This is a genomic window from Microbispora sp. CA-102843 (genome assembly GCF_050936215.1).
Classification (GTDB): Bacteria; Actinomycetota; Actinomycetes; order Streptosporangiales; family Streptosporangiaceae; genus Microbispora.
Genome location: NZ_JBNJNF010000001.1, coordinates 8,390,079 through 8,401,889 on the forward strand (window position 1 = coordinate 8,390,079; position 11,811 = coordinate 8,401,889).

Sequence of the window (11,811 nt, forward strand, 5' to 3'; positions counted from 1 at the left end):
CGGGGATGTCAGCGGGGAAGCAGTTCGTAGGAGCGCTGCTGGGGCAGGCCGGCGAGCCGCCGCTGGCCCTCGGTCAGCAGGGCGGCCATCGGACCGGGCTCGCGCAGCCGGGTGAGCCGGTCGCGGTTGTACTTACGCAGCCGCGCCGCACGGCGCTTGGCCCCCGCCGCCTTGTAGGCGGCGACGTGCTCGCGGTCGGGCTTGCGCGCGCCGCTCAGCTCGTAGCCGTACGCGGTGAGCCGCTCGCCGAGCACCTCCTCGCACAGCGAGATCTCCCAGGGCTCCAGCCGGGAGGCCCACTTGCCCGAGTGGGCCGTGGTCACCTCCTCGTGCGTGTTGCTGTGCCACACCTTGTGCTTGGGCACGGCCAGCTCGGCCATGTGGCGCGGCTCGCACATCCCCGGGTCGTAGTCCTCGCCGAGGAACACGCACAGCTTCTTCAGCTCGGTCTCCGGGTCGGCGGTGAGGTCCTCGTACCGCAGCTCGTAGAAGCTGCCGGCCGGCAGCTTGCGCGCGTGCCGGCGGCCGAAGTCGACGGCCTCGGCCCAATTGGCCATGGCGTGCACGGCGTCCGCCTTGTACCAGGGCATCTGCTTGAGCGAGGCCACGCAGTCGCGGCCGTCCCTGACGAGGTGGACGAACTGCGCGTCGGGGAACATCCGCATCAGCATCTCGACGTGCCGGTAGTAGCTGGGCCGCTTGTCGCCCCAGCGCGACTTGCCGAAGCGCTCGGCGTAGCACTTGAAGACCATGCCGATGACCGAGCCGAAGCTGCCCGGTCCGAGCATGGCGGCCTGGACGAAGTCGGGCCGGCTAAGCCCGAGCTCGTGGAACTTCGTGGTCCTGCCCTCGGCGATCCAGGTCGCCAGCCTGCGCCTGTTGTCGGCCAGCCGCATGTCGCCGTACGCCCGGCGGGAGAAGTAGGCCGGGACGAGGAACCGCGTCTCGGGCGGGACCGCGATGTGCGGGTGCGAGTGCAGCATGAGCTGCAGCATGGTGGTGCCGGAGCGCGGGCAGCCGACGACGAAGACAGGCCTGTCCGAATGCATGAGTTCTATCCCCCGTGGTGAAATTGCCAGACGCCAGGCCGCGGCCCTCCCCCGGGCGCGGCTCGTGACGCGGGTCCTACGGCGTCATGCCGTACGAGCGTGCGGATCCGGCCGAGACGGCCGGTCAGACAACGATCTTCTTTTTCTCGGCGGCGGTGCGGGGCACCTGGCGCGCCGCCAGCCAGACGCGGTAGACGAGGCTCATCTCGAACGCCAGCAGCAGCGTGCCGGCCACGGCCGAGACCGGCACCAGGGCCCCGCGCCCGAACAGCGGGCCCACGACGAAGACCGCGGCGTGGAACTCGATGCCGCTCACCACGTGGGTGCGCACCCGGTGCCGCACCAGGAAGACCCGGAACCGGTCATACCAGGGGAAGCGGGCGTGGAACGCCTTCTGCAGGTCGACGACCGTGGCGCCGTCGTCGGTGGCGACCTCGCCGAACTCCGCGGCGGCCTGGCCCAGCTCGGTCCGCGGCCTGGCGCGCAGGACGCTCTCGGCGAGGACGAACTGCCCGTCCATACGCGCCTCGAGCAGCGCACGGGTGGCGTCCTTGACCCGCTTCAGCTGAGGGCCGTTGATGTAGCGGAACAGGTCGAGCACGACGACGCCGACTGCGGCGAGCACCACGTCGGTGTCCCCCGTGCGGGTGTACTCCCCGAACCCCCACCCGAAGGCACAGCAGACCACCCGCACCCGGTCGCCGACGTAGTCGAGCCACAGGCCGAAGGGCGTCCCCGTGCCCTTCAGCCGGGCGATCTTGCCGTCCATGCAGTCGACCGTGAAACTCAGATAGAACAGAGCCGCCCCGGCGACGAGCATGCCCTCCGCGAAGGCGGCCGCCGAGGCGAAGCCGATCAGCATGGACAGCCGGGTCAGCCCGTTCGGCGTGATCGATGTGTGATTGGCCACGAGCAGCGCGAGCCGGCAGGCGAGCGGATCGACCATGAAGACGGTCCACCACGAGTCTCTCGGCTTGCGCGTCGCGAGTATGTCGTCCAGCGTGAAGCCCCCCATGCAGGCAAGAATGACTACAACGGGTAGCCGTTCGCGTCTCTTCGGTAACAGGGAGGGCATCTCGTTGCCCGTTCTTGACCGTCTCCCCCATCTACGTAAACCATCCGCCAATCCGGTCGCCGATCCGTTACAGTCCGTGGTCGAGGGGGAGACCATGCCCGTTGTCACGTTGTACCGGCGGCTGCAGGGGCGGCTGCCGTCGTGGGAACCCGCACCGCGGGCCGCGCTCATCCGGGCGGACGCGGGTCCGCTCCAGGCCCAGCGCGAGACGCTGGACGTGGTGTGCGCCCTGCTGGCCAAGGCGGGTGTGCCCTACTTCTGCGTGCGCCCGCTGCCGAACCGGCCGCCGGTGATCGCCGTGCCCGAGGACGACCGCACGCGCGCGCTCGCCGCGCTCGCCGCCGGCGCTCATCCGCTGTTCGCGGCGCGGCAGCCGTACGGCAGGCAGGGGGCGCGGGCGCGCCAGGCGGACGCGGGCCGGATGCGCCCGGCGCGGCGGGCGGCGGCGCTGCTCGGCGACGCCAAGGTCGTGCGGCTGGCCATGTATTTCGCCAGCCCCTCGCGCACGCTGATGCTCGGCCCGGAGAACGGCTGCGACCTGGAGTTCTGGGCCCGGGAGGGCGACGAGCTGGTCGCCCCGAGGCCCAACCCCGCCTGCGACCGCGTCCCCGCCGACGGCCCTGCCGTGGACGGCGGCGAGGAGCTGTTCACGTCGCTGGCGTGCGCCGCCCGCCGGGCCCGCGCCTACCGCACCCGGCCCGAGTTCGTCCGGCGACTGCTGGACGACATCGACTTCCCGATCGACGCCGTCTACACGTGGGTGGACGGCGCCGACCCGGCCTGGCGGGCGCGCCGCGACCAGGCCGAGCGCGACGAGGCGCGGCGCACCGGCGCCCCGCTGAGCGAGATGGCGACCACGGAGGCACGCTTCACCAGCAGGGACGAGCTGCGTTACTCGCTGCGCTCCCTGCTGATGTACGCCCCCTGGATCAACCGGGTGTGGATCGTCACCGACGGCCAGACGCCGCCGTGGCTCGACACCACCCATCCCATGATCGCGGTGGTCGACCACAAGGAGATCTTCACCGACCCGTCGGTGCTGCCGGTGTTCAACTCCCACGCCATCGAGACGCAGCTTCACCACATCGACGGGCTCAGCGAGCACTTCCTGTACTTCAACGACGACTTCTTCCTGGGCCGGCCGCTGCCTCCCCGGACGTTCTTCGAGGGCAACGGGATCACCCGCTTCTTCCCCAGCACCGTCCACGTGCCCTTCGGCGTGCCGGAGACCGAGGAGTCCCCGGTCCACGCCGCGGGCATGAACAACCGGCGCATCCTGGAGAACCTGACCGGCCGCACGATCACGCAGAAGCTCAAGCACGTGCCGTACGCGCTGCGCCGGTCGCTCATGCGCGAGTTGGAGGAGCGTTTCGCGGCGGAGTTCGCGGCGACCGCCCGCAGCAGGTTCCGCACGTCGCGGGACATCTCGGTGGTGTCCTCGCTGGCGCACTACTACGGCTACCTGAGCGGGCGGGCGGTCCCCGGCACGGTCGACTACACCTATGTGGACCTGTCGCTGCCGAAGACGCCCGCCAAGCTGCGCCGCATGCTGGCCCGGCGCAGGCACGACGTGTTCTGCCTCAACGACACCGCCCCCACCACCGCCGATCAGGACACGCTGCTGGCCCGGTTCCTGGAGGCCTACTTCCCCACCCCGGCGCCGTTCGAGCGGTGAGCGTGCCGCAGGTCGTACCTGTCCACGAACAGGCCGCGGAAGGTCCAGCGACCGGCCGGGACGAACGTACGGGCGACCAGGGCGCGCCTGCGGGCGGGCATCGCGTTCTTGCCCGTGTGGCCGACGACCCAGAGTGTGCGCAGCCCGTCGAGCCGGGCGGCGAGCACCCCGGGGCCCACCTCGCGGCCCGGGAAGCTGCCGTCCCGCTCGGGTGACAGGGCCAGCGCCACGTCGCGGAGCCTGCCGAAGACCGACGGGTAGACCGCTTCGTATTTCCTGACCTTGGCGGGGACGAACAGGACCCCGTCCCCCGGCTTCGCCTCGGCCGCGAGCAGCGCCATGACCGGCCGCGGATCGTCCTGCCTGCCGTCCGGCCCGCGCGTGGCGAGCTGCCCGGGAACCGACAGGCCGAGCCAGGCGGCCAGCACGGCGGCGGCGAGGCCGGGGGGCAGCGCGGCCAGGCCCGCCCCGGCGAGCAGCGCCGCCGCGGGGACGCAGCAGAAGACGTAGCGGAACACGTACACGGGATGGACGGCCCAGGAGGCCGTGAGCAGCACCAGCGCGGGCACGAGCAGCCACGGCAGCGTCAGCCGCACGAGCGCGGCGGGCGTCCCGGCGGGCGTCCCGGCGGCTGTTTCGAGGCGGCGCGCGGCGCGAGCCCGGCGGACGCCCACGACCGCGGCGTACACGAGGCCGAAGAGCGCGAGCGCCCAGGTCAGCGGGGCCACCCCGGGGCCCGTCGCGCCTCCCAGGTCGCCGAACAGCTGGACGGCCAGCCTGCCCAGGTCGGCCGCACCCGGCCGGGGGATCCACCCCACCTGGGCGCTCTGCCGGGAGCCGAGCCAGGCGATCGGCGCGACGGCCGCAAGTGCCGGCGTCGCCGCGCACGCCCACCGGAGCAGCGGTCCCCTCGACAGGATCACGGCGACGCCGTGCGCCCCCACGACCAGGAACGCGAACAGGTTGAGGTAGGCCAGCACGGTCAGCGCCGCCGCGTACGCCGCCAGGACAGCCAACGTGGGCGACCGCAGCACGCGCAGGAACAGCAGGGTCACGCCGACGGCCGCCGCCGCCGTCATCGCGTACGGCCGGGCCTCCTGGACATACCTGGAGAAGACGGGCATGAGGGCCAGCAGCGCGCCACCGTACAGGCCCGCCCGGGGGGCGCCGAGCGCGCGGCCGAGCGCGCCGGTCCCGGCCGCGGCCAGCGCGCCCGCGACGACCGACGGGATCCGCAGCGCCACCTCGCCCGTGCCGGACAGGCCCGCGACGACGTGCATCAGCGCGTAGTACAGGCCGTGCACCGCGTCGACCGACTGCAGCAGGTGCGCCAGCTGGGGGAAGGAGCGGCCGACCGCGCTGACGGTGGCCGCCTCGTCCCGCCACGGCGGAGGCCCGCCGAGGTCCCACAGCCCGGCGGCCAGCGCGAGAACGGCCGGCACGAGGATCACGACAGCGGGCCGGTCCAGTCGGGCGGCCGGCTCGGGCACCTCAGCGTGTGGCGTGGCGTGCCGCGTCGGCGGGCCCGGCTGTGACGGCGTCTCGGCGGCACGGCGCGGCGGATGGCCGCCGACGGGCCGGGATGCGCGGGTCATGGCCGCATGCGCGCGACCACGCGCGCCGAGGCGTGCCCGTCGTCCCAGGGACAGTATCTGCGGGCGAACTGCTCGTAGCGCGCCGCGAACCGCCCGAGGTCGCCGTGCCGCAGCACGTCGAGCACGTCGTCGCCGGTCCTGAGGACGGGCCCGGGGGCCTCGGCCTCGAAGTCGAAGTAGAAGCCGCGCACCTCGTCCCGGTAGCGCTCCAGGTCATGCGCGAAGAACACCATGGGCCTGCCGGTGCACGCGAAGTCGAACATCGCCGACGAGTAGTCGGTGACCAGCACGTCCGTGGCGGCCAAGAGATCCGCCATGTCCGGAAATTTGGAGACATCGTGGATGCGGTCGCCGTTCGGGATCGTCATCTCCCGCGCCACCAGATAGTGCGCCCGCACGAGCAGCACGTCGTCGTCGCCCAGCGCCCCGGCCACCCTGGCCGGGTCCAGCGCGAGCCGCCCGGTGGTCTCGTCGTCCCGCCACGTCGGGGCGTACAGGATGACCCGCCGGTCGTCCGGCAGGCCCAGCCGCCGCCGGGCCGCGCGGGCGCGCGCGGGATCGAAGAGCACGTCGTTGCGCGGGTAGCCCGACTCCAGGATCTCCCCCTGGTAGCCGAACGCCCCGCGCAACGCGGAGGTGGCGAACGGGCTCGGCGACAGCAGCAGGTCCCAGGTCGCCACCTGCCGCGCCAGTTCGTCGCGCGGCACCCGCTGCGCGTACGGCATGCCCTCCAGGTCGAGCCCCAGCCGCTTGAGCGGCGTGCCGTGCCAGGTCTGCACGACCGTCTGCCCGCGCGGCTTGCGATACCACCCCGGCTGCGTGCGCCGGTTGGCCACGACGAAGCGGCTGGTGCGCAGCGCCTCCTCGTGCTCGCGCGAGCCGTACAGGACCAGGCGCACGCCCGGCGGGGCGGCGAACTGCCCGTCCCGGGTGGCCCAGACGATCTCCACGTCGGGGTGGCGGCGCGCCAGCTCCTCCGAGACGGCCCGGGGATTGCACGAGTACTGCCCGCCGCCGTAGCTGTCGAACACCGCCGCGTTCCGCAGGGTCACCCTTCGTGGAGCGGCCGACCGCCGCCTGCGCGTCGCGTACGGCCCGCGTTCGTGCGGGTCAAGGGCGGGGCGCACCGCGAGGCTCAGCTCGCCGTCGCGGGAGGTGCGGACGGAGACCTCGTGGAAGCCGGTGACCCGCGGCCGGGGCGGGTCGGCGATCAGGGCCGGGCTCAGGCACACGCGCTCGTCCCTGCCCGCCGGTGACAGGGCGAACACCCGCCAGGTCCCGCTGCTGAGCGGAAGTCCCTCGGCCGTCCTGCCGATGGCGGCCGTCCACGTCGCCTCGTCCTGGCGGACCGGCCAGGAATGCCGCTCCGCGCCGCGCTCCAGGACGATCCGGCCGGCCGGGCACCGGCCCGTCCCCTCCAGGACCAGCTCGCCGGACTCCGTCCATCGAATTGTGCTCACCTGGCCGTCGGGATCGGGATGCGGGCCGCCGGCGGCACGGGGGCCGAGCGTCAGCCCGCGGTCGCGGGTGAGGGAGACGAGCACGTTCCCGGCGTCGAAGACGCGCTCGCCCGTGGCCCCGGCCGCCCGGCCCGCGCGGGTCACGCCCCGCGCCCCGACCCGCGCGTGCAGCGCCCACCGGCCGGCGGGCAGGGTGTCGAGGGCGATCACGGTCTCGAAGCCGGAGTCGTCGTGGCAGGCGACCGACTGGCGGGAGTCCGCGGTCGCGTCGGGCCTGCGGGTCCGCCGCACCGGCAGGGTGATCCGCTCCTCCCCCCGCTGGAGCCACAGCTCGATCCGGCTGCGCCCGCTGTCCAGGTGGGCGATGTACGCGTGGCCGGTCAGGGCGAGCCTGCCGTCGGCGTGGCGTACGTCGTCCACACAGGCGACGAGCCGCAGGTCACGGGTGGCGTCGAACAGCGAGCGCGGGAGCCGGGAGTCGCGGCGGAAGGGGTAGTCGAGATACCAGCGGCGGCGCCTCAGCCCCCGCCGCAGCACGCCCCGGTGCCTGATCTCCGACGCGGCGAACGTCCGCAGCTCCGCCAGTTCGCCGGTCATGCCGTGCGCGGCGAAGTGGATCTGGAGCCGCTTGAGGACCGGCAGCCGTTCCATGGCACCGGAGTCCAGGTGGCCCAGGGCCTCGGCGAGCCTGTCCGGAACCCGGTCGCGTACGGCCTCCAGCACGGCTTCGAGGTCGGGCCCCTCCGCCAGGCGCAGGTCGTAGGCCGTGCGCAGCTGTGGCGCGTGCCGTCCGAGCAGGTCCGACACCTCCAGCATGGCCCGCAGGCGGCGCAGCGGGTCGGCCGGCGGCCGGGACCCGCGCGTGAGGCAGACCACGTCGCCGAGCACGTCGGCCGAGGTGGACAGCACGTGCGCGGGAATCGTCACCGGGAAGTCCTCGCCCAGGCCCGCTGGGAAGGCGAACCCGTGCCGGTTCCAGAACTCCCGGCGGAACACCGTGCCGCCCGCCCGCGGGTCGTCCAGCAGCTTCTGATGCCGCGTGATGTGCGTGCGCAGCCTGGCCTTCGCCGCCGGGACGGGCGCCTGGTCCGGCGAGTACGGCGTCCAGGTGCGGATCCGCCCGCAGGCGAGGTCGGAGCCGGTGTGGTCGAGGGCGCCGACCAGCGCGCGGTAGGCGTCCGCGGGGACGACCGAGCCGGGGTCGGCGAAGGCGAGGTAGCGCCCGGTGGCGAAGGCCGCGCCCGCGTTGCGCGCCGTGCCGGGGTCGTCGCCGCCGTCGCCGAGCGTGAGGAGCGTGAACCTGTGGTCGGGCGGGTGTAGGCCCCGTGGGTGGCCGACGAGGATCACCTCCATGTCGTCCAGGGTCTGGTCGCGCAGGGATTCGAGGCATTCCTCGGCGTGTTCCTCCCCGTCGTGCAGGGGGACGACCACCGAGAGCCTGGCAGGCACCGTCACGCCGTCAGCATGCCGACGCGCGGCGGCACGCCACCCGCCCCATCCCCATTGCCTTACGGTCTCTTGGGAACCTCTTGACCCGCCCTGCCGGCGCGGTCAGCCGAACAGGGCGTCCACCACCCGGCGGGCGGCCTGCCCGTCGGCCATCGGGCGATACCTCGCCAGGAACGCGGCGTACGCGTCCCCGTGCTTGTCCGCGACCTCGTCGAGGTGCGCGAGCGCGTCGAGCACCTCGGCCGCTCCCCCAAGGCCACCGTGCAGCACCGGCCCGGGCGCCTCGGGCAGGAGCCACAGGTCCTGCGGCCGCCCGGCGTGCAGGAGCACGGGGCGTCCCGTCACGGCGAAGTCGAACACCGCCGGCACGTCCCCGGCGATCAGGATGTCGGCGGCGAGGTACAACTCGTGCGGGTCCGGATGGCCGCTGACGTCCCGCAGGCGGACGCCGCCCGCCCCGGCCCCCGAGGGGTGGCTGACCAGCAGGACGTGGTCGCCGGTCAGCCCCGCCGCCAGGCGCCCGGCGTCGAGCGTGTCGTGCTCCCCCGCGACGTACAGCAGGACGCGGGCGCGCTCCGGCAGGCCCAGGCGGCGCCGCACCTCGGCGGCTCGCTCCCGGGCGCCGGGACCGGTCAGCAGGTCGTCGCACGGCAGGCCGGTCTCCAGCGCCTCTCCCTCGAAGCCGGACGCCCGCCGCAGCAGCGGCGTCCACCACGGGCCCGCGGAGACGAGATGGGTCCACTGACCCGCTCCGCACCGGCCGACGGCGGCGTTCGAGGTGTACACGGGCGCCTGCCAGGTCTGCACGACCACCTGGCCCGGCCTGCGCTCGAACCACGGCGGCAGCGGCGCGTCGGTGACGACGTAGCGGCACCGGGCGAGGGCCTCGTAGTGCTCCCGTCCCAGCATGCGCACCGGTTCGACGTCGCCGGGCAGGGCGACCTGGCCGTCCCGCACGTTCCACAGCAGCGGCAGGTCGGTCCCCCGGCGGCGCAGTTCCTCGCAGACCGCCCTCGGGCTGCCGCCGAAGCGGGTGCCCGCGCCGCCGTCGAACAGGACGGCGTCCCGCAGCGGCCTGTCCCTCATCTGGGGATAGGTCCTCGTGCGCAACACCCGCTGGGCCTTCTTGCCGCGCTCGTCGGCGGTCAGGTCACCGCTCACGGTCAGCACGGCCCGGCCCGGGCCCGACGTGACGATCCCGAACGTACGGCGGGCCGTCTGGTGGGCCGCGGGCACGTCCGTGTCGAACTCCAGCGGCAGGTCCGTCCACTCTCCCCCGGCGGCGCGTGCCCGGATCGCCAGGGCGTACCGGCCGCGCGGCAGCGGCAGCGGCCCGGCGGGCGAGCCGACCTGCTCGGGCGTCACCCGTGCCCGGAAGCGGGTTCCCGCGCCCTCGATCGGCAGCAGCCACTCCCCACGCCCCGAGGTGGTGGGGCCGAGGGCGGCCACCACCAGCGCCGACAACTCGTGCGGCACCGCGAGGCCGCCCTCGACGAGCAACTCGCCGCCTCCCCCTCGGCGCGCGGGCAGCCACTCGGCGAGGTCGGCGTACGCCGCGACGGGCTGGTCCCGCAGCACCAGGCCGCCGGTGCGGTCGCGGAACACGACGATCTCCCGCCCGGCCAGGCCGTACCGGCCGGTGGGCACGTCCTCGGCGACAGTCACGGGCGTCACCGTGCCGTCGGCGGCCCGCAGCTCGACCTCCCACCACGTCTCGGGCGCGGCGACCTCCGCCGGCACGGCGATCGGCGAGGTCCGGGACGCGGGCAGCAGATCCCGCAGATCGACGGCGACCTCGAACGTACGCCGGTCGACGTTCACGGGGTAGGTGCGGGGGACGCCTCCGGGACGCCGGGTGACCTGGAGCACCGGGCTCGGGCCGAGGTCGTTGACGACGTGGCCCACCAGGCGCAGTCGGCCGTCCCGCACCTCGCGGGTGACGACCCGGGCGGTCTCCCGCTCGGCCCGCAGCACGAGGGCGCCGGTCTCCCCGAGCAGCGGCGCGACGTAGTGGTCGGGGCCCACGGCGCGATACCCCGCCTGCTCGACGAGCGAGGCGGCGGCGCACGGGTCGGTCAGCCGTCCGCGCCGCAGGACGCCCCGGTGGAGCACGCGCAACTCGACGTGCCACCGCCCGAGCCGGCCCGGCCTGGCCAGCGCCGCGGGGTCGATCGCGAGCCGGAAGCCGCCCCAGTCGCGTTCCTTCGACCTCGTGGACACCCGGGCCCTGGTGACCGAGGCCGGCACCCGGACGCGCCGCCCGGTCCGCTCGTGAACGAGGGCGGCGAAGACCTGCTGGTGGACCCGCCGGGTGGGACGCAGGAACGGCGGGGCCGCGCGTCCCTCCACCACGAGCACGCCGTCCTCCCAGCGGACGGCGTCGATGCGGTGACGCGGGACGAGTTCGTCCCTGGCCCTGGTCACGGCGGCGGGGATCTCCCGGTCGGCGGAGCGGACGACGGGCACGTTCAGGTGGTGGCCGCCCATTCTGCGCACGAGCCGCCGCTCTGGTGCCGCCTCCCGGTCCCAGGCCAGGACCTCCAGCAGGTCGGCCAGGCGACGCAGGCGCACCAGATGCCACTGGAGGCGCCGCAGCGCGGGCAGCCCGTCGAGCACGGGGGGCGCCACGTCCTCCAGGTAAAGGCCGGCGAGGTCGAGGAAGCGCTCCCGGAACGCCGGGGAGGCCTGGTCGAGCACATCGAGGAAGTTCGTGAGGTCGCCGTCGAGCACGGCGTGGTCCCAGGCGTGGATGTGCGCGGTGAAGTTGTGCTCGCTGAGGAAACGGCGGACCTCGGTGACGGCGGCGAACCGGTCCTCCAGATGCGCGGTCCGCGTCTTGTCCTGCGTGATCGAGCGGCCGCCGCCCTCGCGCCGCCGCCACAGGTAGACCGGCGCGGGCAGCACGTCCACGGCCCGCGCCAGGAAGTGGGCGCGCAGGGCCACCGCGATGTCCTCGTACAGCACGCCTTCGGGGAAGGCGAACCCGTGGGCGTCCCAGAACGAGCGGCGCCACAGCTTGTTGGTGACCAGGCGGTCGCGCAGGAGCGCGTGGGTCCGGGTGATGTGGGTGGCCGCGGCGGCGTCGGCGAAGATGGCCCGGTGCAGGGCCGACTGGCGCGCGCCGCGCCCGTCGAGGCGCAGCACGTTGCCCGTGGCGAGGTCCGATCCCGTCCGTTCCAGGGACGCCAGGAGGCATTCGAGGGCGTGCGCCGGCAGCAGGTCGTCGCTGTCGAGGAACATCAGGTAGTCCCCGGTCGCGTGCCGCACACCCGTGTTGCGCGCCGCCCCGAGCCCCGCGTTGGCCTGGCGGACCAGCCGGAACCGGCCGTCGCGCGCCGCGAAGCCGGCGGCGATCTCGGCGCTGCCGTCGGGCGAGCCGTCGTCGACCATGACGACCTCGATGTCCTGCCAGGTCTGCGCGGCGACCGAGGCCAGGCAGCCGGCGAGGTACGGTTCCACGTCGTAGATCGGGATGATCAGGCTGAGGCGGGGCACGGGCGCTCCTTCA

General features: G+C 74.1%; 6 protein-coding genes. 1 reads left to right on the forward strand and 5 read right to left on the reverse strand.

What is annotated here, in order from left to right; genetic code table 11:
• Positions 1 to 8: 8 nt before the first annotated feature.
• Together ACQEVJ_RS38660 and ACQEVJ_RS38665 are read right to left on the reverse strand one after the other, a co-directional pair.
• Entirely contained in the window at positions 9 to 1,049 is a 1,041-nt protein-coding gene (locus tag ACQEVJ_RS38660; RefSeq protein WP_433109652.1) for a sulfotransferase family protein, read from the reverse strand.
• Positions 1,050 to 1,173: 124 nt separating this feature from the next.
• Entirely contained in the window at positions 1,174 to 2,064 is an 891-nt protein-coding gene (locus tag ACQEVJ_RS38665) for a CDP-alcohol phosphatidyltransferase family protein (protein WP_433109653.1), read from the reverse strand.
• 154 nt (positions 2,065 to 2,218) lie between these two features.
• Here ACQEVJ_RS38665 and ACQEVJ_RS38670 point away from each other — a divergent pair, with 154 nt between their 5' ends.
• Positions 2,219 to 3,799 (forward strand): stealth family protein, encoded by a 1,581-nt coding sequence (locus ACQEVJ_RS38670; RefSeq protein ID WP_433109654.1) that lies wholly within the window; start codon positions 2,219 to 2,221, stop codon positions 3,797 to 3,799.
• On the opposite strand, the gene ACQEVJ_RS38675 is transcribed toward ACQEVJ_RS38670, so the two are convergent.
• The 3 genes from ACQEVJ_RS38675 to ACQEVJ_RS38685 all read right to left on the reverse strand — a co-directional run bounded on the left by ACQEVJ_RS38675 (position 3,766) and on the right by ACQEVJ_RS38685 (position 11,798).
• Positions 3,766 to 5,394 carry a glycosyltransferase family 39 protein gene (locus ACQEVJ_RS38675; RefSeq protein ID WP_433109655.1) on the reverse strand — a complete coding sequence of 543 codons (1,629 nt, stop codon included), beginning with the start codon at positions 5,392 to 5,394 and terminating at the stop codon, positions 3,766 to 3,768. The two genes, ACQEVJ_RS38670 and ACQEVJ_RS38675, sit on opposite strands and share 34 nt — an antisense overlap.
• Positions 5,391 to 8,309 carry a CDP-glycerol glycerophosphotransferase family protein gene (locus tag ACQEVJ_RS38680; protein ID WP_433109656.1) on the reverse strand — a complete coding sequence of 973 codons (2,919 nt, stop codon included), beginning with the start codon at positions 8,307 to 8,309 and terminating at the stop codon, positions 5,391 to 5,393. Before ACQEVJ_RS38680 ends, ACQEVJ_RS38675 begins: the two co-directional genes overlap by 4 nt.
• 96 nt (positions 8,310 to 8,405) lie before the next feature.
• Positions 8,406 to 11,798 (reverse strand): glycosyltransferase, encoded by a 3,393-nt coding sequence (locus ACQEVJ_RS38685; RefSeq protein WP_433109657.1) that lies wholly within the window; start codon positions 11,796 to 11,798, stop codon positions 8,406 to 8,408.
• Between the last annotated feature and the right edge of the window lie 13 nt (positions 11,799 to 11,811).

Coding starts and splice junctions, on each gene's coding strand:
- ACQEVJ_RS38665 (WP_433109653.1), bottom strand. CDS start 2,064: ATGGGGGGCTTCACGCTGGACGACATACTCGCGACGCGCAAGCCGAGA.
- ACQEVJ_RS38660 (WP_433109652.1), bottom strand. CDS start 1,049: ATGCATTCGGACAGGCCTGTCTTCGTCGTCGGCTGCCCGCGCTCCGGC.
- ACQEVJ_RS38670 (WP_433109654.1), top strand. CDS start 2,219: ATGCCCGTTGTCACGTTGTACCGGCGGCTGCAGGGGCGGCTGCCGTCG.
- ACQEVJ_RS38675 (WP_433109655.1), bottom strand. CDS start 5,394: ATGACCCGCGCATCCCGGCCCGTCGGCGGCCATCCGCCGCGCCGTGCC.